The sequence below is a fragment of the Streptomyces sp. NPDC020489 genome (assembly GCF_044386545.1).
Lineage (GTDB): Bacteria > Actinomycetota > Actinomycetes > Streptomycetales > Streptomycetaceae > Streptomyces.
On sequence record NZ_JBIRUZ010000016.1, the window covers coordinates 26236 to 49731 of the forward strand.

Consider the following 23496-nt stretch of genomic DNA (forward strand, 5'->3'; position numbering starts at 1 on the left):
TAGCCGGGGCGCGGCCGGGACCTCCAAGGTCCCGGCCGCCCAGATCACCGCACCAGAACCACCTCACGGGGGACCTCCATGCCAAAAACCGATGCCACGCGTGTCCGTGCTCAGCGCGGGACGATCGCGCTGTTCGTCGCTGCGGCTGTCCTGGCAGCTGTTGGTGTCGCCCTGCTCCTCGGGCTCGGTGGAGGCGAGAGTCCCGCCGACTCCGGATCGGCTCCGCGTACGACCGCACCATCCAGCGCAGCGGTCGGGAACGGCAAGGACGACACACCCCCAGCCGAGACCTCGCCCAATGCCGAACCGTCCGGATCTCATGACGTACCGGGCCCGGACCCGGCGCCGGTTCCAGCGCCGGTCGACGAGGTGGCCCGGGCCTTCACGACCGCCTGGGCCAGCCACGACGCCCGGCCGGGCCGGGACTCGTCGTTCGACGACGCATCCAGGCGCGCCGCCGCCTACGCCGCCGGGGACCTCGCCGAGGACCTGCGCACCCACACCAGCGGCAGTGCCGGCACGCAGCAGTGGCTGAGCTGGAAGGACCGCCAGATCCAGGTGACCGTGACGGTTCTGCGGGTGTCGCTGCCAGATGGTGCGCCTGCCCCCAGCGAGGACTCCAGCTTCGCGCGCGTGATCTACAAGCTGAAGGAGTCGCCGGCCAAGGGGCCCGCCACCGAGTCCGAAGAGCAGGTGGCCCTCAAGCTGCGCCGCGGCACCGACGGCAGCTGGCGTGTCGTGGGGCTGCCCAATGTCTGAGCAGGGCGAGTCCAAGGTCCTGCGACGGGTGCTGATCGCGGGCCTTGTCTCCTCCCTGCTCGGACTCGGCCTGATCATCAGCGCCGTACTGGCACTGTCGTCGGCGATCGGTGAGGACAACACGAGCGACGCACTGGAGAACGCGGGATTCGGCGGCGGCCTGTCGGACACCAAAGAGATACCCGACTGGCTGCGCCCCATCATCCTCGATGCCGTGTCGAGGTACGGCTGTGCGGAGGTCACTCCCTCGCTGATCGCCGCCCAGCTCTACCAGGAGTCCAACTTTCGCAAGAACCCGCCCGACGGCGGAGCCGGCGCGTTGGGCATCGCGCAGTTCATCCCCTCCACCTGGGCGACCGAAGGCATCGACGCCAACAACAAGGGCGGCGCGGACCCGCTGGACCCCGAGGACGCGGTTCCCTCGATGGTGGCCTACGACTGCAAGCTCGCCGATGAGATCCGCAGCGTGCCCGGCGACGTCGTCGACAACATGCTCGCCGCCTACAACGCCGGCGGGAACAACGTGAAGAAGTACGGCGGGATCCCGCCGTACGAGGAGACGCGCAAGTACGTCCGCGAGATCCGGGACCGGGCCGAGCGGTGGTCCGCACCGATGGACGGCAAGACGTCCGGGGGTCTGGCCAAGGTCGTGGCGGGCGCCAAGGAGGCCTACAACACCCCCTACGTCCTGGGCGGGAACTGCAAGCCCCCGTTCCAGGGCTCCAACGGGTGCGACTGCTCCAGCCTGGTCAAGTACGCCTGGAGCAAGGTCGGCGTGAACCTCCCCAGGGTCACCTACGACCAGGTCGACATCGGAACCAAGGTGAACGCGCAGAAGGACCTGCGTCCCGGCGACCTGCTCTTCTCGGGCGGCAGCGCCTCCAGCCCGGAGCACGTCGCCATGTTCATCGGCGGCGGGGAGGTGATCGACGCGCCACATACCGGTGCCCGCGTCCGGATCAAGCCCCTCTCGTTCTGGAAAGACCGGATCTTGATCATGAAGCGGCCCAACTACACCGAGCCCGGCTCGGGCAGCACGTCGGGCTCGTGGGTCGCGCCGGTCGCCGACAAGCACATCGGCACCGGCTACCGGGTCTCGGGGTCGATGTGATCGAGCGGCTACCACACCGGGGTCGACTTCCCGGTGCCCACAGGGACCGCGATCCGCGCGGTGGGCCCGGGCACCGTGGTCACGGCCGGCTGGAACAGCGCGTACGGCTACCAGGTGGTGATCAAGCACGGGGACGGCAAGTACTCGCAGTACGCGCACCAGTCCTCGCTGAACGTCTCCGTGGGCCAGAAGGTGAAGGGCGGCGACCGGATCGGATACTCCGGGGCCACGGGCAACGTCAGCGGTCCGCACCTCCACTTCGAGATCCGCACCGGACCGGAGTACGGATCGGACATCGACCCGCTGGCCTACCTCCGCGGTCACGGCGTCGACATCTGACCTTCGGTCGGCGTCACGTGCCCCTGCAAGGGGTCGTGACGCCGACCGAGGCAACACCGCGAAGAAATTCGGAGCGGAGTGTCACACCGAGCCGGATCCCGACACCTGTAGCAGGTGAAAGGCCCGTTTGCTCTTTGGAGGTGCCGCCGTGCTCCCGACTCCCCCCGTGCCCGCTCCGGCCGCCGCGGCGCCGCCGCGCGCCTCGTCCTCGGGCGGTGGGCGGTGACCACGAACGACCTCGTCGACGGCGCGATCGGCTTCATCGGGGACCTTCCGGATCACGCCGAGCGGCTGGCGGACTCGGTGATGGCCAACGCCTGGTGGGTCGCGCTGCTCGCCCTTGCTGCCAGCGGCGGCGCTGCCGCAGTCCGCTGGGCCCTGTCCCGCGGCCCGATGGCCAAGCGAACGGCTCTGGAATTGCTGCCGACCACGGGCTTCGACCCGAAGCCTGAAGAGGTCATCCGCTTCGGGCACCAGATGGCCCGCGCGCACAAGAGCGTGTCGCGCTGGCTCGTCTCCTCGACCCGCACCAGCGCCCTCCGTGTCCGCTTCACCTGCTCCAACGGATCGCTGTCCATGAAGGTCGAGGGCCCGGACCGAGCGATGTCGGTGCTGCGCCACCAGGGCTACGCCCAGGTGGAGATGCGGCCGGTGGAAGCCGACGGCCGGGCTACGCGCGAACGGCCGCAGATCCAGCTCGGCTCCTGACGCCCCGACGCACACCACAGACAGGTAGATCATGACCATCGCAGCAGACCCGACCGTCGCCCAACCGGTCGACCTCGCCAAGCCGGAAACAGACGGCCGCGGCAGGCCGGCCACCCAGGAGATGCACTACGCCCGCGCCGAGCTCGCCCTGGCCCTCCCCGACCACCTCGCCCTGCGCGAAGTGCCGCTCACCCCGGATCCGCTCGAGGCCCTGGCCAACGCGGTAGCCGACGTCCGCGAGGACCTCGGTGAGAGCGCCGACGTCGTCCTGGACCTCGTGCCCGTTTCCCCAAACCGTGTCAGCAGCCGCCGCCGGCGCCTGCTGGCACAGGCCCGCCGCAACCCTTCCGACGGGCCGGCCATACCCGGCATGCCCCAGCAGCGCACCAACCGGTTCGGCTTCGACCTCGGCGCGTTGATGTCCGAGATCGCCACCGAGATGAAAGGCAACCAGGGCGGCGGCGCACGGCAGCGGCAACACCACCAACAGCGCACCACCTACCGCATCACGGACATGAAGGCCGCCATGGGCAAGCTCGTCCCCGGGGCCGAGCCCGTCTTCTCCATGCAGCTGCTCGTGCGCACCTGCGCTCGCGACGAGTACCGGGCCCGGATGCTGCTCGACCAGGTCCTCGCCGCCCTGGAGCCGTGGTCCGGCGACAACCACCTGCGCCCCGTCGGTCTCCACCTCGGAGTCACCCGCGTCCGGGCGGACCACTGGATCTACCGGGGCAGGTTCGACCGCCGCTTCGAGACCGGGCTCTTCGTACCGCGCCGGCACTCCTGGGTGACCGCCCAGGAGATCGCCGGGCTGCTCAAGCCGCCCACCAAGCACAACATGGCCCCGAACATCGCCCGCTCGGGCGGAGTCGTCCCGCCGCCGCCCGCCGCACTGCCGACGTGGACGGGACAGCGCGGTCTGCTGCCTCTCGGGTGGGTGGCGAAGTCCGGAGGCGGGGAGCGCCTCGCCGGCGTCCCGCTGAAGTACCTGCTCTTCGCCCTGTTCCTCGGCAAGTCCGGCTTCGGAAAGACCGAGATGTCGCTCGTGCAGGCAATCGCGATCGCCCACGGCGGGTTCGGCGTCCTCTTCCTTGATCCCCATGGTGACGGCTGGACCCGTGCCCGGCCGTACCTGGCGCACAAGGAACTGGCCGACCGGATTTGGGAGATCGACCTCACGAGCCCCGAGCTCGACAAGATGGTCGGCTCCTGGAACCCGCTGTCGATGGAGCGCCGGCGCGAGTCCGAGATCCCCGACATCGTCCAGTACATCGTCACCGGCTTCGCCGCGGCGTTGAACTGGTCCGACTCGGCCGGCCGTGCGAAGACCATCCTCACGCGCGCGGTCGAGTCCTTGGTGTACCTGTCGTGGCACGTCTGCCGCGCCGGCCGGCCCGACCTGGCGCCCACCGTCTTCCAGATCCGCACCATCCTGACGGACGCGGTCTGGCGGACCAACGTGCTGCCGTACCTGCCCAAGGACATCCGGGACTTCTGGGAGAACGTCTTCCCGGGCTACAGCAAGGAAGCCATCCCGGTCGTCACGAACATCATCGAGCGGTTGTCCTCCTCCAACGCGATCAAGGCGTTCCTCGGGTCAAGCCGGTCGACGTACGACATCCGGCACGCCATGGATACTGGGAAGATTGTCTTTGTCTGCCCCGCCGGCACCGGCGACGTCGACCGCATCATCAGCTCCCTGCTGATCTACGACCTCTTCCGGGCCGGCCTCTCGCGGCGGGACACCCCGCCCGACCAGCGGCGCGACTTCTACACCTTCATCGACGAGCTGACCAGCGTGGACGGCGCATCGAAGGGCACCCTCGCCCAGATCACCGAGCAGCTGCGCAAGTACAACGTGAAGTTGCTCGCCATGACGCAGATGGCGCAGCGGTTGAGCGCCACTACCAGGCAGGGCCTGCTGCAGAACCTGTCCATCCTGTCGACGACCGCGTCCGACGTCGACGAGGCGACGCTGGTCACCCGCCGCTGGGGCAAGAAGGTCGCCCCCGACACGATCGTCCAGCTCAACCGGTACAGCTACGTGATGTCCGTGACGCTCGAAGGCGGCACGACCGACCCGTTCCGGGTCCGCGGCGCCTCGGTGGAGGACTTGTACGGCGACTACTACCGGCCGCAGAACGAGGAGCGGCTGGCGCGGGCCATCGACGAGAACCTGCAGCGGCGCTCGGTCCGCGACATCCTCACCGACCTGCGCCGCCTGGACTCGCGGCTGCGCCGGTTCATCGTCACCCTCCCTGTCCCGCCGGACGACGACGAACCGGCCGGCGCCGATCTGCCGCCGGACGAGCCCGACTTCGAAGAGGCCGCACCGCCCGACCCCGAGGGTCCGGACGGACCGGTCGACGTCACCGCGTCCGACAGCGGAGCGGCAAGGCCGCGAGTCCACGACAGCGAAGGCACCGTCATCAGCGGCGCGGAGCCGAACCCGGCCGAAGAAGCCCCCGACAACGTCCACCCGATCAACCCCCACCAGAACCAGTCGAGGCTCGGATGACTCTGTCCCCTGTCGAAGCGGCCGCCGCGGCGGCGCCTACGCGTAGCTTCGCGTCACCCACGCGCAGCTTCCACGCGATCGGCGGCGAGGTCCTGGAGCTGCTGTACCAGCACCGGGTGCTCTCCACCCACCAGCTCCACGTGCTGCTGACCCTGCCGGAGAAGCGGCCGGCCCGCCCCGTGTACCTGCGCTGGCAGCTCGCCGAGCTGCTCCAGGCCGGACTGGTCGACCGGATCCGGGCCCAAGGGCCAGGCGGCCGCGGGCGGGTGCAGAGCCAGCCGTTCTTGTGGTTCCTCACCGAAGCCGGCGCCGAGTCCGTGGAGGAGGCCGGCGAACTGCCCGCGCGGCCGTACCGGGTGACGCCCGAGTCCGTCGCCGGCGCCCGGCAGGCGCACACGCTCGCGGTGAACGAGGTCGGGGTCGCCTTCGTCGAGTGGGCGCGTCGGCTGGGGCACGAGTGCGGGCCGCTGGACTGGACCCCCGAAGTCGCCAACCGGATCCGCGACGGCCAACGACGCTTCGAGGACGACCACGTCATCAGCGACGCCGTCCTCAACTACGTGCACGTGGAGAACGGGCGGCGCACCATGCTCAGCTTCTTCGTCGAACTCGACCGCGCCACGATGACCTCCGCGCGGCTCGCCGCGAAGCTGCAGGCGTACGGCCGGCTGTACGAGTACGTCCCGCAGAGCGCGGATCGCACGCGACGCACCCCGAATGCGACCAGGCCGGCGTGGATGTACAACTACCCGGTCTTTCCCCGGGTCCTGGTTGTTCTCGACGCGGCGCCGCCGAAGGCCGGGGAGCCGGACCGGCGCCCGCAACGGCTGGCCGCGCGCACCGAGGACCTCTACACGCGCGCCGGTGCGGACGTCCGCCTCAGCCGGCTCAAGGGCGACATCAACATCGGCGTCACCACCCTGCAGCAGCTCCAGGAACACGGGCCCTTCGCCCCGATCTTCACCCCGCTGCTGCGTGGCACTCCGGCCACCCGGCCCGCCCCCACCGACCTCTACCTCGCCACGAAGTGACCGGCCGCTCCCCGCGGCCCTGAAGGAAGCAGCGCCATGACCAGTACCTCGTTCGAGGCTCCGCCGGACGGCGGGAGCATGATCCGGCTCACCGAGATCCTGCACCGCAGCGTCAAGCTGCGGCAGCGGCGATTCGAGATGCTGCCGCTACGTGGCCAGGGCGCCCCCTTCACTGAGCCCCACGCCCGCAACCCCTCCGACACCCTGCCACCGTCCGAACTCGCCGACCTGATCTCCTCCATGTCCGTCATCGGCCTCCTGGAGCCGGTCCTGGCCGAGGAGATCGTCGTCGACGGCAAGGCGCCGACAATCCGCCTGGTCACCGGGGAGCGCCGCCTCCGCGCGATGCGCTGGGGCGCCGTCAACCGGCCGGAGAACCCGCACTTCCAGGCGCTGCCGGCCGTGGTCTGCCCGGGCCCGTTGTCCGAGGAGGAGCGTCACATGTGGCGCTTCGTCGAGAACTTCGCCCGCGAGCCCCTCCGGCCCGGGGAGCAGGCCGCCGCGTTGCTGTACCAGCGGTGCGCCATCCTCGTCGGCAAGCTCCTCAAGGCCGGCAAGCCCGTGCCGCAAGAGGTCTACGCGATCCCCGACCCGGCCGAACGCTTCCTTGCCCTGGAGAAGATCCGCGGCACCGACAGTTCCTGCGCCGCCCCCTGGAGCGAGGTGCTGGACCGCCTGGGGCTGCAGCTCAACGAGCGCAAGGCCAGTGAACTCGTACGGGCCTTCCGCGCGCTGCCGCGTGACCTCACCGAGGAGATGGACGAAGCCGCGATCCGCCTGAACACGAGGATCAGATTCGCCGAGCTCCGCAATGGCCGGGCACAGGCTGCCGAGGGCATCTGGGCAGCCTTGAAGTCCTCCAAGCGGCTCCACCTGCTCCCGACCGCCGTGAACGTCGGCCTGGAGGAGCCCGAGCTCGGACCAGAAGAGATCATCACCGAAGCCGAGGAACGGCAGGACGCGGCGAACGCCGACCGCCGGGCGAAGCTCACCCGGGTCCCCACCCGCGCTGAGGACCAGGAGGAGACCGACGAAGGCGATGACGCTGCTGTTCCGTCGGCCCTCGGCGCGGATGAAGGGGCAGAGATCGCTGAGCTGGGCCATCCGATGCAGCCGACGGCGCGAGCGGAAGCCGCCGCAGAAGCGATGCCGGCCGACACCGCCCCGAGTCGTCCGGCGGTGGAGTCGAACACGATCCGTACCGCCCTGGACGGCATCCGCGGGCTTCTGGCCGAGGTCCGGGCCGGCAAGGAGATCGCGCGGTACGACCGCGGCTCCCTGCGCCTTGCCCTGCGCGAGCTCCACGACCACCTCGAAGGCGCCACCGCCGACGGCGCGACGGACCACGATGCAACCACCGAAGGAAGCGAAGCAGCATGACCAGTGTCTCCCTGCCCATCCCGACCGTCGGCGTGCCCCTTCCGGGCCGAGGCTGCGACTGCAACAGCTGCGCCTTCTACGCCGGGCCCGACGGCCGGGGCGGCCCGGCGACCGTCGAGCCCCTGTGCACCGGCCAGAACTCCGACTGCCGGTTCTGCGGGTGCTCGGCGGCCGAGGCGGACGCTCCGGCGAACGCGTGCGTGACCCGCAAGTGCCCGATCCGGTGCGGGAGCCGGACCGACATAGCCGGGTGGATGGCGGACGTCGGCGGCACCCTGACCTTCGACGACATCACCGTCGACAGCACGCTGCCCGACGGCCTGCCCGCCTTCATCCCCATGACCGACGGCTCCGCGGTCACCAAGCTCGACGCCAGCCTGAACTGGCCTGCCTACGGAGTCGGTCTGCGGCGCGTGTTCTCGCCCGACACCCACACGCTCTACAAGCGGTTCACCGAGCAGACCGCCCGCCAGGCCCTCGCCCTCGGGGACCACCAGAAGGCCGTGCTGGTCGGCTACGGCGAGGACCCGCTCGTCGAGGCCTTCTGGACCCGCCGCGGCCGCGACAGGCTCGTCGAGCGGATCGCGGAGCAGGAATGGGACCTGGTCCTCTCGTGCAACTACAGCATCTACGGGGACTGGCCGCGCACCGAGCACCTGCTCAACATGCGCCGATCGCTCCTGCTCGCGCAGGAGTTCGCCGAGGCCGGCGTGAACGTCGTGCCGAACGTGTACTGGTTCCGGCTCGAGGACCTCCAGCGCTACCTCTCCTGGATCGAGGACACCCAGCCGGCCGGCATCGCCATCAACGTGCAGACCGTCCGCGACAACGCCGACTGGGACAGCTGGGAGCGGCCCGGCCTGCACTTCCTGGCCGAGAACCTCCCCGACGACATGCCGGTCATCCTCACCGGCCTGTCCCGGGCCAACCGCATCGCCGAGATGGCCCAGATCTTCGGCCCCAGGCTGACCCTGATCTCCCAGAACCCCCACCAATACGCCCTGCACGGCGCGGTGATGACCGCCAACGGGCGCGAAGACGTCCACGCCCGGACCGAGGACGCCTTCGCCGCGACCGTCCAGTACATGGCCTCGCTCCTGCCCAGCCGCTGAAACTTCTTCGCCCGCACTGTCACACCGGCGGCTCCTCCCACACCTGTAGCAGGTGAAAGCACCTTCGGGAGGAGCCTCCGTGACGACTGAACCCAACCCCACCGATGCCGAGACGGCGGAGCCGTCACCGGCCGCTCCGGCCTGGCGACTGTGGATCCTGCTCGTCTGGCACCCCGGACTCGGCCTCCCCGTCGACCCCGTCGCCGTGCTCGGCCTCGACGAGGGCCGGCAGCCGGCCGAGCGGGTCGTGCGCTGGGTCCCCCTTGTCTACGAGCAGGCCGATCCCTGGCGCGAGCGCCTGGGCGAGACCACGACCAACAAGGACATCGAGCGCTGGATCGCGCAGTCCGGGGGCGCGTGCTCGCTCGAGCCCGCCGACGTTCCAGAGGGTGCGCTCGACCTCACGCACGCCGCCGACCTCGTTCTGGACGGACTGCTCGCCGAGGTCATCCCTGCGCTCCCACCGAGGGGTGACGGCTGATGGGCACCGGCAGCAAGTCCTCGCACGCCTCCTACGCTGTCGGGCCCACCACGGCGTCCGAAGCGGACGACGTGGTGGCCGAGGCGCCCGCGGAGCCGATGTCCGACGAGGAGGTCCAGGCCAAGGCCGACCTCCTGGTGGCGATGAACCTCATGGAGGAGATCGCCGACCCGCCGTTCGCCGTCGACCCCGAAGACGAGGTCCCGACGGATCCCGTCGAGCGCTACGACCTCTTCGTCGGCCAGGTCGAGCAGGCTCAGGAGGCCATCGAGAAGCTGAAGGAGGCGGGCGCCTCCGACGAGGAGATCGAGGCCCACACCAAGGCACTGAAGGCGCAGACGCTGGCCTATCTGAACTCGCTCGACGAGGACGACCTGCGCGAGATCGCCGAGGCCAAGGGCTTCGAGCACCCCGCGCTGGTGGGCCTGTCCGGCAAGGGCCAGCACCCCCTGGTCCACTGGCTCGACCCGGCGTACCCGGGCGACATTCCGTCCAAGGCCAAGATCCAGGCCGCCGCGCTCAGCCGGTACAACGAGCTGCTCGCCGGCAAGACGGTCGGCGGAATGACGCTCCCCGACCTGCACGAGATCGAGGGCACCGAGCCGCCCGTCAGCGGCGGCGTATGGAAGGCCACGCCGGACGAGGTCGCCTCCTCCGCCCAGGCAGTGACCGCGTCGATCGACGCCTGGAATGAGGCGAAGAAGACCTACGGGCCTCAAGCTCAGGAACAGAGGGCCGAGGCCCTGCACACGATGCTCGCGGCTGAGCAGAAGCTGGCGTCGGCCGACTGTCCCGAGCTCGGCGAGGACCTGACCAAGGCCAAGGCCGAGGCCAAGTCGGCGGTCGACGATGCTCTCAACCACACGTACGTGCACGCGAAGGACGTCCAGCCTCTGGTGCAGCAGGCTCTCGCTTCGGGGCAGCTGAGCGAGACCGAGGCGATGCACCTCGGTGGTCACCAGCTCGTGGCACTGATGCGGCCGAGCACACCCGAGAGCGAAGTGCAGTCGCTGAAGGCCCTTGCGGCCAAGCGGCAGGAGCAGCTGGCGAACCTCGACGCCGGCTACGCCGCCCACGTCGCGATGGCTCCCGGTGGCGACCAGCCGCTGAACCTGCCGCCGGCGGGCGACCCTGGCGCGCCGCAGGCGATCGCCGCGTGGGCGAAGAACGCCGGCGACGTCCGGGACATGCAGACGGACGTGAACGCCTGGTACCCCTACACCCAGCAAGGCGGTGCCAGCGATACCCCGTACGCAGAGCACCCGGCTCTCGGACCTGGGAAGTACCTTCACCCCGGCGATCTGACCAGCGACTTCAAGTCGTGGGCCGCGAAGCAGAAGCTCTCCGACCTGCGCACCGTCGCGGGCGAGCTGGGCATGGACAACAACGCCAAGGCCACTCGTGCCCAGGTCCAGAACTACATAGCCGCGAGCTTCAACAAGAAGTACGACCAGCAGGCCATCAAGGACAAGGTCAACGCGGACGTCGCGAAGAAGGAGGCGGCCAAGGCCGCCAAGGCGGCAGCCGCCGCGGCCCCTTCGACGAAGCCCGATGACGGGTTGGCGTCGGACGAGGCGGTCCAGGCTCTGGCGAGCAAACTGCCGGCGAAGGGCACCGGCTCGGCGGCGAAGCCGGCCGCGCCTGCGGCGAAGCCGGTGAAGGCACCGAAGCCGGGCTCGTTCAACGCCAACGTCCAGGCCATGATGGCTGCCGTCCAGCACGCCAAGGCGACCAACCAGGACCTGCCGGCCCGCGTCGACGCCAAGGAGGTCGCCAGCTGGACCTTCGGCGCCGGCACGACGGCGTCCCACCTCGGAGGGATACACGCCAAGACCATCCATGCCGCCCCGGACGGATCGCCGTGGATGTTCAAGGCCGATCACAACCATGGCGGCGCACTGGGCCACACCGAGGCCGCCGCATCCCAGATCCTGGCCTTGAGCGGCGTCCCGTCGGTGCCGGTCTACCACCACAAGACCAAGGACGGCACAGCCGGCTCTGTCCAGCCGCTGCTGCAGGGCGCCAAGCCGTTCACCTCCAGCCCGAGCCAGTGGACACAGACCCAGGTGGACACCATCGTGCGGTCGCACGTGGGTTCGTGGCTCATCAGCGATCACGACGGCTACCAGGACAACTGGCTCCAGACGCCATCTGGAGGACTGGTGCAAATTGATCACGGCCAGTCGTACAAGTTCTTCGGTGCGGACAAGCTCTCGGTCAATTACGACCCCAACGGGGTCACTCCCATCCACCAGAAGCTCTATCAGGCGGCGCTCTCGGGCGGCCTTGCCAACGGCGTCAAGATCAATCCAGCCGCCGCACACCCGGTGATCAAGAAGTTCGAGTCCATGCCGGACGCACAGCTGCGCTCCGTCCTGCACTCCACCGCGTACGAGGGCGCCAAATCCGGTGTGGCCTGGGTCCCGCAGATGCGCAGCCGGGCGGCCAAAGCCCTGAAGATCCCGCAATCCCAGGTCACGCATGACCAGATCGCCACGGCGTTCCTGGACCACGCCGTAGAGAGGAAGAACAACTTGCGCGAGAACTTCTCCGACTTCTTCGTCCAGCAGCTGGGCCTGCCCTCCGGCGCCTCCCTCAAGCACGGCGGTGGTAGCTGATGGGAACCGGATCGAAGTCGAGCCACCAGAGTTACGCGGTCAGCCCCACCGCGCTCGCCGAGGCCCCTGCCGCCCCGTTGGACATCACCGGTGCGCCGGTGGCAGGTGAAGGGGCCGACCTGGCGGGCGTGTCCGCGGGGGCTTCGGGGGAGGCGGCGTTCGAGGTGCCCGAGCTGCCTGAGCCTGTTGTCGAGCCGGCTTCCCCTGCGGAACCTCCTGTCGACGAGGACCCGCTGGCGGAGCTCGATGGGCTCCTGGGCACCGAATCTGAGCCCGAGCCTGTTGCGGCCGCCGCGCCGTCTGAGGAAGAGGCCCAGGAGGCGTCCGCCGAGGGGGAGCTGCAGAGCAGCGGTGAGGAGCCGTCGGCGGAGGAAGACGTGCTGCTCCAGGCCGAGGACATCGAGGAGGTCGAGGAGGAAGAGGAGGAGACGGACCCCCCGCTGACCCCGGTGCCGGCGGCGCCTCCGGTGGGCGAGCCCACCGGGACGCCGATTCTGGTGGGTGGGGACGACTTCATCAACTCCGAAGCAACCCTGGTCGCCTACGACTCGCCGGACGGGCCGCGGGAGGTGCTGCTGACGCACATATCCGAGGAGGCCGAGGAGAAGCTCCTCGACGCGCTGAGTATCCCCGGCACGCACATGGAGGAGATCCAGGTCGAGGAAGAGGTCAAGGAGCGCCTCGACCTCGACAAGGAGAAGAAGCTGGCCGAGCTGACCAAGACCGCAATCACCTCCGTGCAGCACAAGCTCAAGGGCAGCCTGCCGATGTCGGACGCGTCGATCGCCAAGCACCAGGCGGCTGTCGACGCGGTCTCCGCCGTCCTCAACGACCCGTCGATCAACGACGACGAGAAAGCCATGGCCCAGCACTACATGGACCAGCTGGACGTTGTGAAGGACAAGATCGACAACGGCGGGTCGGTCATGCCGTGGATGGACGCCTACGAGGTCACCGCGACCAAGATGGTCACCAAGCAGATACCGGTGCCCGACGGGGATCCGGAGCCCGGCACGCTCGCCGCGACGGTCCGCAAGGCCAGCAGGATCCAGGCGAACCTCGACCCGGCCACCGGGCAGACGTCCTGGGACGGTGTCAGCCGCTCTTCCGCCAAAGGCACGGAGTACGAGATCGACATGGGCGACGGCTGGAAGGCCGTCTACCGCCCGTACAAGGACAACGACCCGGCGAACACAGAGTTCTCGCTGCGGGGACAGCTTGAAGTCCACGCCCCTGCGGGCGCCGGCCACGGCAAGGACCTCGTGGATCGGCTGGAACAGCTGCACCTGATGAACAAGCCGATGACCGCGGCCGAGGGCGAGTGGACGTACCTGGCGAACAACATCCAGGCCCAGGGGCTGGAGGGCTCCGCCGGCATGAAGGCCGCCATGGAGACGGCCCAGGGACTCCAGGATCTCCAGGTCCAGGAGATCGTGCACCAGCGCATGGAGTCCCTCATGGGGCTCGACAGCGACGCGCTGCAGACGGCCATGAAGAGAATCCACCTGGAGGCATCCCACAAGGTGCTGCCGATGAAGGTCGAGGTCGTCCGAGACGCCGTCGCGAAGGCCTCCGGGTTCTCCAGCGGCGCCGAACTCGCGGCCAGCCCGGGCTACGAGCCGACGCCCTCGACCGGAGGGAAGTGGCTGACCTGGTCCCGCTTCGATGTGACCGGCAAGAAGGCGGAGATCCAGAGTGCATTCAAGGGCCGGTCACTGAGCCACAACCTCAACGGCGGCGATCTCGCCAGTCTCCTCGGCGTTGGGGTCCTGGCCTCCACGGAGAAGCGGGCCGTGATGGGCATCGGCGGGGGACTGGGCTTGAGCGAGCAGGCCGACAAGATGACCGGCGGCGCCAACAGCGTGTTCCTGCGGGTCAAGAAGACGCCCAGCTCCCCCGGTGGGGGTCGGCTGATCTGGGACGACCCGAGCGTACTCATGCAGCGCAGCGACTACTACGCCTACAACGGCGACCATTACGGCGCCATCAACCCCGCGCACCACAACTACAACGCGGGGGCCATCACACGGGACCCGATGAAGATCGCCAAGTTCACCGGCAGCAGCAACGAAATCATGTTCCGGAACGGGATCGACCTGCTGGGGGCCGAGGCTCCCAGCAGGATCGTGTGCCACACCGCCGCGGAGCGCAGCAGCATCCTTGCCTCCCTCACCGCGCGGGGCATCACCCAGCTCGGCGGGAAACCCGTCGAGGATGTCCTGTGCACGGAATCCGACTACTAGGGCTGACCAGGAGCGATTCGATGACAGCAACACAGCAGCAGTGGCGCCAGCGGTTCGCGGACCTCGTCGCAGGCAACCACAGTGCGACCGGGGACCCGGTGGATGCCGGCGCGCGACTGGTCGTGTCGGGCCCTGACGGGACGGAGGTCTTCCGCGCTGCTCTCGCCCGCCACTACCGCTTCGAGGACGACGGCGACCAGGTCATATGGATCAGGCCTCTGGTCGGTGGCCAGGACGCCGAGGGCGGCGGCTACCTGTTCAACCTCAACCTGGCTCGGCGACGATCTCTTTCGGTAGCCAGTGCCGACCTCGTGGACGACGGCGTGGAGATGGAGCTGACCACGGGGCAGAAGGCACGGATCGAGCCGGCCGACGGCCCCGAACTCGAGCAGCTGAACCGCTGGGACGACTTCACCAACCGCCTCACCCCAGAGGAGGACGCCGCACTGGAGCGGCTGGACGCGGACTCATGGCACGGACGCTATGCGTGAGCAGCGCCGTCGCCGGTGCCGAAGGGCGGCCGCGGGACGTGTTGGCATGATGTCCCCGCGGCCCGACCGCCGCGAGACGACCACTGGCCAGCCCGGGGGATGGCTACGGCCGGCCGGACGCCCTGGCGGAAGAGCAGGACCCCACTCGAGAGGAGGAAGCACATGGTAGATCGAGCACATCCGGTGACCGAACAGCGGCACGCTGATCTGCGGAGCCCGCTGCCGGAGCACGAGCGCGACCTCCCCGTCGACGTGAGCTGGCTGCGTCGGCGCGCCAAGCTGTTCGCGACGGTGTCCGAGCGCAACTTTCACCTCGTCACCGATCTTGCGGCATATGCCTCGATCAGCGGCATGCCATACCTCTCGCACTATGCCGCCCAGGTGTATCTGGGCCCGAAGACCGCACGGCTGAAGGTGCCGTTGATGGCCATCAACCTCGGGCTGGTGACCACGCGCGAGGAAGCCGATCGCGCCCTGGCACACGAGACCATGCACCTGGTCGTCCCCTCGTATGGTCACAAGGCGGCAGCCTTCGCCCGGGCCCAACTCCTGCTTGACCAGGTCGGTCAGCTCACCACCGCGCCGGCATAGGCCGGCCACGTCCGCAGCACACAGGCCGGCCGTGCCGCTGCCCCCACTCGTACGTCTTCCCTGGGAGCAGCGGCTGGTCGGCCGTCCCTTCAACCCTCATGTTGCGTATTCTTGTTTCAATAGGTACTGTGATTGGCGTCGGGCGGGAGATTCCGCCGGCCGGAGCCGCTGTCCGCGGCCTTCGATTCCAGCCCCGGTGTCCGTGAGGCGCGCAAGCGTGCCGATAACGGACCCGATCCTTCTTCTCGGAGATCCGATGCCGAGCATCACGAGGACGCCTTCCAACCCCATTGAGGCCGCAGCCATCCAGGCAGCGGTGAAGCGCGCACAAACCGGACAGGCCAGCCGGGTCGGTCCGGACCCGGCCCTCCACAGCCACGACGCCGAGCTGCGCTGGGTGGAGGCGGTACTGCGCCACCGCCTCTCGCTCAACTCCCTTGGCCGCCCGGTCAGCATCCGCACCAAGGACGACGACACCCATCCCCTCGTCGCAGACGGCCAGCACTTCCCCGCGGTGGCGCTGTCCATCCCCTTCGCGGACAGAACGCTGAACTTCCTCGCGACCTACGACGACCGCCGCCGCCTCACCTTCGACCTCATCGGCCCGTGCGACCGGTGCGGCAAGCCGGTGCCCGTCGAAGAGATCAACTCCCTGGAAGACCTGGGCGACCACCTCCTCCAGACCCGCGACGGCCTCGGGGGATCTCCCCGCCTCCGCACCTCCCCCGCGCACGCCGACGGCTGCCTCGCACGCGGCAACTGATCGCGCTCCCCTCCCCGACGGGCGCCCCCGGCTGAATCAGCCGGGGGCGCCCTGCGTGAAGCGACACCTCACCACGCCGGCTTCCGCTCGGCCGGGTCGCCGTAACCCCGGGGAGACAGTGCGACGTCCGCGTCGTCGACGTCGCCGAGTCACAGGGCCTCCTGGAGCCCGAGACCAAGCGCACCTCACCACGGCCCACCGGCTTGATCGCCAGTCACGGTGACGACGCCCAGTTCGGCGGCCACCACCAGCGCAGCGCGCACCGCCAGCGCCATCGCCAGGACCGGCCGTGTTCACGAGAGCCGACTGCGGCGTGATCGCGCTCGGATCCACGCACGCATGCGCCCGCACGCGGGATGCCCGGCGCCTCACCCGCCCGCCCTCCCCTTCGGAACACAAGGAACGAGATGTCTGAGAGCTCCAACGCGACCGGCCGCACCGCCACCAAGCGGCTCCTCACCCAGAACTCGGATCTGAGGAGGATCGGCATATTCAACTGGACACTGCCAGCTTTTGTGATCGAAATGCCCGATGGAAGCCATTTCAACGTCTGCCCTCAGGCCGGCGTGTGCGCACAATTGTGCTACGCCCGGGTCGGCACGTACCGGTTCAAAAACGTCCGCGCAGCACACATTCGGAATCTCCTCCTCTGCCGGGACAACCCGGAGGAATTCGAGAGGCAGATGACGGAGGAACTCACACACAAGAGGTACGTCGGCAAGTGGATTCGCGTGCACGATTCAGGCGAGTTCTTCTCCGACGAATACCTTCTCACCTGGCTGCGCATCATGCGCAGCTCACCGGGCGTTCGCTTCTACTGCTACACCAAGGAAATCAGCCGTTTTAAGCGGCTTGTCGCCAACGATCCGCCCGAGAACTTCCTCTGGTGCTACAGCCTCGGAGGAAAAGAGGACCACCTCATCGACCTGAGCACTGAAAGGCACGCGGACGTCTTCCCCAATGTCGAAGCGCTGATCACCGCCGACTACACCGACCAGACAGAATCGGACCTTCTGGCGGTGCTCAGCGAGTCCCCTCTCGTCGGAATCCCGGCGAACCGGATTCCGCATCTCCTCAAGAAGCAAGGGCAGGAGACATTCGGCAGCCTTCAGCGAGCGCGCGACGAGAAGCTGCGCGCGAAGAAAGCGCGCGCGGGCCAGAAGTTCGCGCTGGCGCACTGAATACTCGCGGGGGTGACTTCGGGGCCGGGCGGACACACGCCCGGCCCCGAAGACACCCCCGCCGGCGTACGGAGGCACCACCTCGAGCGTGCGTTGCGTATTGTTCTACCGTGATGTACTTTAGCGCCTGCCCCTGCGCGATCGGGGCCGACGCAGCCGTGGAGCCGGCGGTGCCGGCTCCACCTCGAGCTTGACCGACCAGGCCCCCACCCGCGGGACCTCGACCACGGCCTGCGGGTTCACTGCCGGTCCGACAAGGAGTAACGGTGATTCCCGCCGACGCTGATGAACTCGTGACCTCACAGGACATCGCGGAGAAGTACGAGGCCAACGAAGGCAACGTGGCCTACTGGACCACGCTCCCGGGTTTCCCGGAGGGTTGGCCGTCTGGTCCCGGACGGACCTTGGTCCGCGACGCCGCGTTGGTGGACGCGTGGCTGAAGGAAAACCTCCCGGTCCACTGGGCGAAGGGGCAGGACTCGGACAACCCGTTCGGCCTGCCCGCCGGCAGGCCGAAGGACTTGGTGACGCTGTCGGACATCTGCGCCTGGGAGGGCCAGGCCCTCGGGCGGACGGAGCCGGTGCCGGAAGCCACCCTGCGCGGGTACCTCTCCAGGAAGGTCCTGCCCGGCCCCGACCGCACGCCAGGTGACGGGAAGAAGCCGGAGGTCACGGAGCGGAAGTGGTACCGCGAGACGGCCTACAAGTTCGTGAACCGTCCGCGGCGCATGCGCCGGCAGACGAAAGCCGAGGAACCGGTGGCCAGCGAGCATGCCCCTGCAGCCGGCAGCGAGCTTCCGGGCCGCTCGACCATCGCGCGCACGGAGCACCTGGACGCCCAGGGAATCGCGACCACGTACAGCGTCAGCGGGCAGACAGCCCGAGGATGGATCCGCGCTGAGGGGTTCCCTGAGGCCGGCGAGCACGGCTACAGCGCGACCGAAGTCGACGAGTGGGTGCGCGAGAATCGCCGGAGTACCTGGGCCAAAGCTCAACGACGCGCTCAGCTGTCCAGCCGTGCGTGGGCCGACTCGTCGGCAACCGACGAGGACGCCGGCGCCCAGAAGGAACTCGCCGACCGGGCGCCGGCGGCGGAGCCGGCCGCCGAGGCGCAGGGCGAACAGGCGGAGCTCACTGCGGAGATGATTGGTCCGCGGTACGGCGTCTCCGAGTACACCGGTCTCCAGTGGACCAAGGTCAAGGAGAAGCGCGAGGGCGACAAGGTCGTTCGTCGGGCTTTCCCTGCGCCGCGGAGCACGCAGCCGCGTACGTATGACCAGCACGAGGTCGACGCGTGGGTGGAGAAGCACCGTCCGCATGTCTGGGCGGCCTTCAAGGGAACCGGGCCGGCCCTGGTCCACGATCTGCCCGAAGGAGATCCGCGGGACCTGCTGGACATCTACGACTTCGCCGAGGTGCTGGGCATGACTACCCGTGGCGAGGCCCTCGCGCGCGAGACCATCCGTGCCTACCACGCCCGCGGACAGGTCCCGTTCGCAGACCGGACTGCCGATGACGGCAAGAAGCCTCGGGTCTTCCAGGATCACTGGTATCGCGAGACGGTCTACGAGTTCGTCCTCAGCCGCAGGGGATCCGGCCGCTTCGGTCCCAGGCGCTAGGAGGCCTTGGTGGCCTTGCCCTGTCGAGCGGCTCCCGGCTCTTGACCGACCAGATGGGCCAGCCCACGGAACGGTTGGGCGGACGGTCGCTGGAAACGAGAGAGCCCGCCGGTCAGGCGACCGGCGGGCTCTCGGCTTTCCTGCTGGGGTCTCGCACGTCGTGGTGAGATCTGCCGGGTGTTCCCAGGTGCGTTGTCCGCCGTGGCGACGAGGGCGTCAAGTTCTTCATGCTCACGATGACGAAAGCGCGGCCTCCGGATGGAGGCCGCGCTTCTGGCTTCAGCGGTGTGGCGCGTCGCCCGGGTCAGCTGCGCTTGCGGAAGAAGCGGCGGCGAGGGCGGGACTGCGGCCGGTACGGCTGCTGCCCGGCCAGTTCGTACACGGCGTCGTGGAGCTGCGGGTGCGCCAGGAGGGTCCAGTGCTTGCCCAGGGTCGCCCAGACCTCCGTCAGGGCGGTGCGGGGGTCCGTTCCCAGGAGCGTGCTGTACGTCGCTGCCACGGCGGGGGTGCGCGAGCGGCCCGCGACGCAGTGGAGGAAGACCCGCTTGCCTTCCTTGCGGAGCCGGAGCACCTGGCGGGCCGCCTGGTCGAGGGCGTAGTGGAGGTTGGAGTTCTCGCCTTCCCTGTCGACCAGCCAGACGCGGACGTGTTCGATGTCGGTCGAGGAGAAGATCGGCCCCTGCCCGACGCGGCACAGGGAGACGACCGCATCGACCGGCGGTGTGCCAGCGAACTCGGTCATGGGGAGGTTGCCGAGCAGGACTCCGGCGTCGGCGGGGTGCTGTGCGACGTAGCCCTTTCCGGCGGAGCCGGGGATCTTGACGCGCGGGGCCGAGGGCCAGCCGTCACCGTCGTCCATGCCCTTGCGGGCGGTCAGGACGGCCAAGCGGACGAGATCGGGGCCGGACATCGTGGGCCAGCCGTTCACCGCCTGCTGCCAGGCGAGCGGGATGGCGGACACGCCCCAGCGCGCTCCCAGGAGGGCGCCCGCGATAGCGGCCACGGTGTCCGTGTCATCCCCCGCGCGGACCGCCGCTTCGGTGGCGAGCTGGAAGTGCTGGGCGGGGAACGATCCACGCTCCGGGGCCAGCTCGGGAACGGGCGTATTGGTGATGGCGGACCACGCGGCCTGGAGGGCCGTGACGACGTACCCATTGCGGGTCCAGTGGTGGGGCGGGTTCGCCTCGGCCTCGTCCAGCCTCGCGTGCCAGATCTCCTGTCGGTCCTCGGGGAGCAGCGCGATGCCGTCACGGACTCCGTCGAAGTGGCCTTCCAGCACGGCGGTTCGGATGCCCGCGCACCACAGGATGCACGCTTCGACGCACTCGGGGTCGCTGTGGGTGAGGGAGCTGATCATGGTGGCGGCCTGGACCATTCCGTCAGCGTCGTCCAGGTAGGCGAGGGCGACGATGCCGGTCCGCATCAGCGAGCCGTTGCCCGCGCTGAACCGGGTGCGGGCGGTGTAGGCGTCGGCTTCCGCCGTCATGGCCTGGGCGGGCGTGCCCGTCTTGTGGTTCTTCGCGGCGCGGAGCACGCTGCTGGTCTGGTTCCCGATGTCGCTGGCGCCTCCGTCGCGCCAGCGGTGGAAGTTGCGGGCGATCTGATCGAGTGCGGTCGGGCTGGTGAGGTCGGCGCCGGTGGACGCGACGGCGGCGATGCAGACGTGCATCTGGGTGTCGTCGGAGTACTCGCCGGGCTTGTAGGGGCCCAGGCCGCCGCCGATCATGGCGGGCTGCTCGTCGGGGCCCAGTCGGCGGGCGAACTCGTAGGGGACGCCGAGGGCGTCGCCGCACGCGGCGCCGAGGAGGACGCCGGCTGCGCGGTCGGTAGCGTGGGCATCGAGCGGGTGGGCCGCCGGGGTCAGGGTAGGGATCGTGGGGTCAACGAGCTTGGCATTCACGGGTGTTCTCCCGAGGTCATGTGCTGCGTGCGTGGTCTGAGGGGGGGCGGGGCGGGGAGCGCGGCGTCAACTCGCCGTGCGCTCAAACCCGCTGTCGCTACGTCAGAGTGACACGACCGAACTACTTTCGTCAACATGACGATTAGCGTTGCGTGTTTCTATTTCCATGTGTACTTTAGCTGTCGTCGGAGGCGCTCGACCGTCCTGGATGACGCGCCCCGCTTCCCTTCGTCGGCACCGCGCCCCCTGGACATCAGCGGCCGCGCGTCCGGCATCGAAGTGCACGCTCACCTAGAGGAGTTCTGCCATGAACAAGGCCCAGCTCGTCGACGCGATCGCGGACAAGATGGGCGGTCGCCAGCAGGCCGCCGACGCTGTCGACCACGTGCTCGACGCCATCGTTCGCGCTGTCGTCGCCGGAGACCGCGTCTCCGTCACCGGATTCGGCTCGTTCGAGAAGGTCGACCGACCGGCCCGCTACGCCCGCAACCCCCAGACTGGCGAGCGGGTGCGGGTCAAGAAGACCTCCACCCCCCGCTTCCGGGCCGGACAGGGCTTCAAGGACCTCGTCAGCGGTGACAAGAAGCTGCCCAAGGGCGGCGAGGTCTCCGTCAGGAAGGCCCCCAAGGGAAGCCTCACCGGCGCCTCCGCCGTGGTGAAGAAGGCGGCGGCCAAGAAGGCCGCCACGAAGAAGTCGGGAGCGGGGGCCAAGAAGACAGGCCCGGCGAAGAAGGCCGTCAAGGCCACCCCCAAGAAGTCGCTCGCCTGATCCGCCGTTGCCGGGCCTCCATCCCGGCGTTCCCAGCTCGACGGCCGGGCGCTGGCGCGCCCGGCCGGACCGGAGAGACTTCTGATGAACTACCTCGTGATCGACGGCACCCGCGTCGTCTCTGCCCATCGGACTCTGGCCTCTGCCCGTTCAGCGGAGGCGCAGGGGATGGGGCGCAGCACCGCGCCCGGTCCGCTGCTAGGCGGTGAACCGGCTTGGTGGACACGGCAGAACGGCGGTGTGTCGGAGCTCGGCATCCTTCGGACGGACGCGGCCGAGCTCGGCTTCCGCTTCGAACTGCGCGCCTGCCAGGCGCCAGCCGGCTCCTGCCACCACAGGCCATGCGGCACCTACGCCACGTGGGCGGTGAGCCGCTGGTACGGGCTCCTCAGCGAGCTCGCCGCGTTCGTACCCCTGTCGTGGATCTGGGTCGGCAAGCGCAGCGACGACCCCCGCGGCGACGCCCCGCAGTTCCTCGCCGAGGGGCGGGTCCTCGTCGACCGCCTGACCGCAGAGATGCGGGAATCCCTGCGGGTCGTCGAGCTGCCGCCGGCGGACACGCGAACCCTGGACGAGCGGGCTCAGGCAGCTCACGCCCTTGTCGTGCGGTTCCTGGCAGAACATTTCGGCCCCGCCTCCGAACCGGAGCCCGTCGCCGCGGTCCGTCCGGTCCTCCACGGCCACGAACTGCATCTGCGGCTGGACCCGTCCGTCCCGGCGAACCTGCCCATCTGCGGCACCGCCTTGCCGGGCCGCGGCACTGACGCCACCGGCGCCGAGCCGGACGTACACGCCTGTGACCAGTGCTTCGGGCGCGCCCCCATCGTCCCGCCGCCGATTCTCACCACCGCCGAGTACGAGGCGTGGACCACATACATCGGCCAGCCCGGCTCGCGACCGGCGAATTGAGGAGGAGTCACCTCGTGTCCCAGGCATCAGCCGTCGTCCCTGCCGGCTCGTCCAAGCAGACGGCGCTTCGCATGCTCCGGCGCAGGTCCTTCAGCGCCGGGTACCTGGCGCAGGTGATCGACCTTGCCGTGCGTGAGGTGCTCGCCAACCAGTTCGACGAGCCCGACGAGCGCGAAGCGGCCCTGGTCCATCAGCGGCTGACCCGCTATGCCGCGAACGGGCGGCCCGGCTCCGCCGAGCTCGCCCGCGCCATGCTGGACGTCAAGCACGCCCTGGACTTGGTGCGGAACGGGCACTACCGGGCCTCCGCCGTTCCCGAGAGCGGACTCGACACGGTCGTCTCCGCGGAGCAACTGCTCGAGCTGGTCGCCGAAGTCGGCCGGGATCGTGTGCTCGCGGCGCAGGGGGGAGCCCTTGTCATCCTCGCGGAGGACGAGGGAGCTAGCACCGTCTACCGTCCGGTGTCCGCCGCACAGGCGAAGGCTCTGCGGCAGGCGGCCCGCAGCGCGAAGGAGGAGGCGATCCGCCTTCATGAGGGTGCAGTTGAGGTGCTGAGCCCGCACGTGCGCATGGCTGACTGGAGCAAGGACGACGGGTACGGAGTCGCGGTCGACGTGGTGCGCGACGGAGTGTCGGTGCAGTGGTGGCCGGCCGCAGTGCCCGAGTCCCTGGCGATGTGGGAGCAGGGAGGAATCCGGCACCTCTGTGCGGCGCTGCTGTCGGCCCGGTTCACCGTGCCCGAAGGGGATGAGCGGACACCCCACGCCCTGATATTGCGTATTTAGATTCCCATGTGTACTGTACTCGTGTCTGGTTGATCGGCCGCTCTCTCCTCCCCCACAGCCCCAACGCCGCCCCTCGTCGGCGCCGTGAGGGCGGCCGCCAGGCCACTGCACCGCTGCGTGGCGAACCCCGCAGCCCTCCATCTCACCGCCCCGGGCCGCCGAAGCCCGCCTCGAACTGGGAGACCGTC

17 protein-coding genes and 2 pseudogenes are annotated in these 23496 nt (G+C 69.3%); 18 read left to right on the forward strand and 1 reads right to left on the reverse strand.

Annotation, left to right across the window (positions count from 1 at the left end):
* Nucleotides 1-78 precede the first annotated feature (78 nt).
* The 15 genes and pseudogenes from ACH41F_RS34145 (at nucleotide 79) to ACH41F_RS34215 (ending at nucleotide 18945) form a co-directional block, all read left to right on the forward strand.
* Nucleotides 79-759, forward strand: coding sequence for a hypothetical protein (locus tag ACH41F_RS34145; protein WP_391238256.1), 681 nt, complete (start codon nucleotides 79-81; stop codon nucleotides 757-759).
* Between the two features lie 28 nt (nucleotides 760-787).
* Nucleotides 788-2209: pseudogene (locus ACH41F_RS34150) on the forward strand (peptidoglycan DD-metalloendopeptidase family protein).
* Nucleotides 2210-2431: 222 nt separating this feature from the next.
* Nucleotides 2432-2917, forward strand: a complete 486-nt coding sequence (locus ACH41F_RS34155; protein ID WP_391238253.1) for a hypothetical protein — start codon at nucleotides 2432-2434, stop codon at nucleotides 2915-2917.
* A gap of 31 nt (nucleotides 2918-2948) precedes the next feature.
* Nucleotides 2949-5435 (forward strand): ATP/GTP-binding protein, encoded by a 2487-nt coding sequence (locus tag ACH41F_RS34160; RefSeq protein WP_391238251.1) that lies wholly within the window; start codon nucleotides 2949-2951, stop codon nucleotides 5433-5435.
* Nucleotides 5432-6466 carry a replication-relaxation family protein gene (locus ACH41F_RS34165; protein ID WP_234048908.1) on the forward strand — a complete coding sequence of 345 codons (1035 nt, stop codon included), beginning with the start codon at nucleotides 5432-5434 and terminating at the stop codon, nucleotides 6464-6466. Before ACH41F_RS34160 ends, ACH41F_RS34165 begins: the two co-directional genes overlap by 4 nt.
* Before the next feature lie 36 nt (nucleotides 6467-6502).
* Nucleotides 6503-7846, forward strand: coding sequence for a ParB N-terminal domain-containing protein (locus ACH41F_RS34170; protein WP_391238246.1), 1344 nt, complete (start codon nucleotides 6503-6505; stop codon nucleotides 7844-7846).
* The gene (locus tag ACH41F_RS34175) at nucleotides 7843-8958 is read left to right on the forward strand and encodes a DUF4417 domain-containing protein (protein WP_024126644.1); all 1116 of its coding nucleotides are present in this window, start codon (nucleotides 7843-7845) and stop codon (nucleotides 8956-8958) included. The genes ACH41F_RS34170 and ACH41F_RS34175 overlap by 4 nt, the downstream gene beginning before the upstream one ends.
* Before the next feature lie 79 nt (nucleotides 8959-9037).
* Nucleotides 9038-9439, forward strand: coding sequence for a hypothetical protein (locus tag ACH41F_RS34180; protein ID WP_240204735.1), 402 nt, complete (start codon nucleotides 9038-9040; stop codon nucleotides 9437-9439).
* Nucleotides 9439-12057, forward strand: coding sequence for a hypothetical protein (locus tag ACH41F_RS34185; protein WP_391238242.1), 2619 nt, complete (start codon nucleotides 9439-9441; stop codon nucleotides 12055-12057). Before ACH41F_RS34180 ends, ACH41F_RS34185 begins: the two co-directional genes overlap by 1 nt.
* Complete coding sequence (locus ACH41F_RS34190) at nucleotides 12057-14300, forward strand: hypothetical protein (protein WP_391238239.1); 2244 nt, start codon at nucleotides 12057-12059, stop codon at nucleotides 14298-14300. The genes ACH41F_RS34185 and ACH41F_RS34190 overlap by 1 nt, the downstream gene beginning before the upstream one ends.
* A gap of 20 nt (nucleotides 14301-14320) precedes the next feature.
* Nucleotides 14321-14791 (forward strand): hypothetical protein, encoded by a 471-nt coding sequence (locus ACH41F_RS34195; protein WP_391238237.1) that lies wholly within the window; start codon nucleotides 14321-14323, stop codon nucleotides 14789-14791.
* Between the two features lie 183 nt (nucleotides 14792-14974).
* The gene (locus ACH41F_RS34200) at nucleotides 14975-15382 is read left to right on the forward strand and encodes a hypothetical protein (protein WP_391238233.1); all 408 of its coding nucleotides are present in this window, start codon (nucleotides 14975-14977) and stop codon (nucleotides 15380-15382) included.
* A gap of 316 nt (nucleotides 15383-15698) precedes the next feature.
* Nucleotides 15699-16145 carry a hypothetical protein gene (locus tag ACH41F_RS34205; RefSeq protein ID WP_391238230.1) on the forward strand — a complete coding sequence of 149 codons (447 nt, stop codon included), beginning with the start codon at nucleotides 15699-15701 and terminating at the stop codon, nucleotides 16143-16145.
* A gap of 407 nt (nucleotides 16146-16552) precedes the next feature.
* Nucleotides 16553-17326: a hypothetical protein gene (locus ACH41F_RS34210; protein ID WP_391238228.1), complete on the forward strand. Its 774-nt coding sequence runs from the start codon at nucleotides 16553-16555 to the stop codon at nucleotides 17324-17326.
* Between the two features lie 404 nt (nucleotides 17327-17730).
* On the forward strand, nucleotides 17731-18945 hold the full coding sequence (locus ACH41F_RS34215) for a hypothetical protein (protein WP_391238225.1): 1215 nt from the start codon (nucleotides 17731-17733) through the stop codon (nucleotides 18943-18945).
* A 304-nt stretch (nucleotides 18946-19249) separates the two neighbouring features.
* On the opposite strand, the gene ACH41F_RS34220 is transcribed toward ACH41F_RS34215, so the two are convergent.
* Nucleotides 19250-20845 carry an ADP-ribosylglycohydrolase family protein gene (locus ACH41F_RS34220; protein ID WP_391238222.1) on the reverse strand — a complete coding sequence of 532 codons (1596 nt, stop codon included), beginning with the start codon at nucleotides 20843-20845 and terminating at the stop codon, nucleotides 19250-19252.
* Nucleotides 20846-21152: 307 nt separating this feature from the next.
* Here ACH41F_RS34220 and ACH41F_RS34225 point away from each other — a divergent pair.
* The 3 genes and pseudogenes from ACH41F_RS34225 to ACH41F_RS34235 all read left to right on the forward strand — a co-directional run.
* A pseudogene (locus ACH41F_RS34225) lies at nucleotides 21153-21611 on the forward strand (HU family DNA-binding protein); the annotation flags it as partial.
* A 171-nt stretch (nucleotides 21612-21782) separates the two neighbouring features.
* Nucleotides 21783-22523, forward strand: coding sequence for a hypothetical protein (locus ACH41F_RS34230; RefSeq protein ID WP_398838956.1), 741 nt, complete (start codon nucleotides 21783-21785; stop codon nucleotides 22521-22523).
* A gap of 14 nt (nucleotides 22524-22537) precedes the next feature.
* Nucleotides 22538-23308, forward strand: a complete 771-nt coding sequence (locus ACH41F_RS34235; RefSeq protein ID WP_391238217.1) for a hypothetical protein — start codon at nucleotides 22538-22540, stop codon at nucleotides 23306-23308.
* The last annotated feature ends 188 nt before the right edge of the window (nucleotides 23309-23496 follow it).

What these genes read in the sequence shown, in the direction of transcription:
- ACH41F_RS34170 (WP_391238246.1), top strand. Translation starts at nt 6,503, where the DNA reads ATGACCAGTACCTCGTTCGAGGCTCCGCCGGACGGCGGGAGCATGATC.
- ACH41F_RS34210 (WP_391238228.1), top strand. Translation starts at nt 16,553, where the DNA reads ATGTCTGAGAGCTCCAACGCGACCGGCCGCACCGCCACCAAGCGGCTC.
- ACH41F_RS34165 (WP_234048908.1), top strand. Translation starts at nt 5,432, where the DNA reads ATGACTCTGTCCCCTGTCGAAGCGGCCGCCGCGGCGGCGCCTACGCGT.
- ACH41F_RS34230 (WP_398838956.1), top strand. Translation starts at nt 21,783, where the DNA reads ATGGGGCGCAGCACCGCGCCCGGTCCGCTGCTAGGCGGTGAACCGGCT.
- ACH41F_RS34185 (WP_391238242.1), top strand. Translation starts at nt 9,439, where the DNA reads ATGGGCACCGGCAGCAAGTCCTCGCACGCCTCCTACGCTGTCGGGCCC.
- ACH41F_RS34145 (WP_391238256.1), top strand. Translation starts at nt 79, where the DNA reads ATGCCAAAAACCGATGCCACGCGTGTCCGTGCTCAGCGCGGGACGATC.
- ACH41F_RS34195 (WP_391238237.1), top strand. Translation starts at nt 14,321, where the DNA reads ATGACAGCAACACAGCAGCAGTGGCGCCAGCGGTTCGCGGACCTCGTC.
- ACH41F_RS34175 (WP_024126644.1), top strand. Translation starts at nt 7,843, where the DNA reads ATGACCAGTGTCTCCCTGCCCATCCCGACCGTCGGCGTGCCCCTTCCG.
- ACH41F_RS34190 (WP_391238239.1), top strand. Translation starts at nt 12,057, where the DNA reads ATGGGAACCGGATCGAAGTCGAGCCACCAGAGTTACGCGGTCAGCCCC.
- ACH41F_RS34160 (WP_391238251.1), top strand. Translation starts at nt 2,949, where the DNA reads ATGACCATCGCAGCAGACCCGACCGTCGCCCAACCGGTCGACCTCGCC.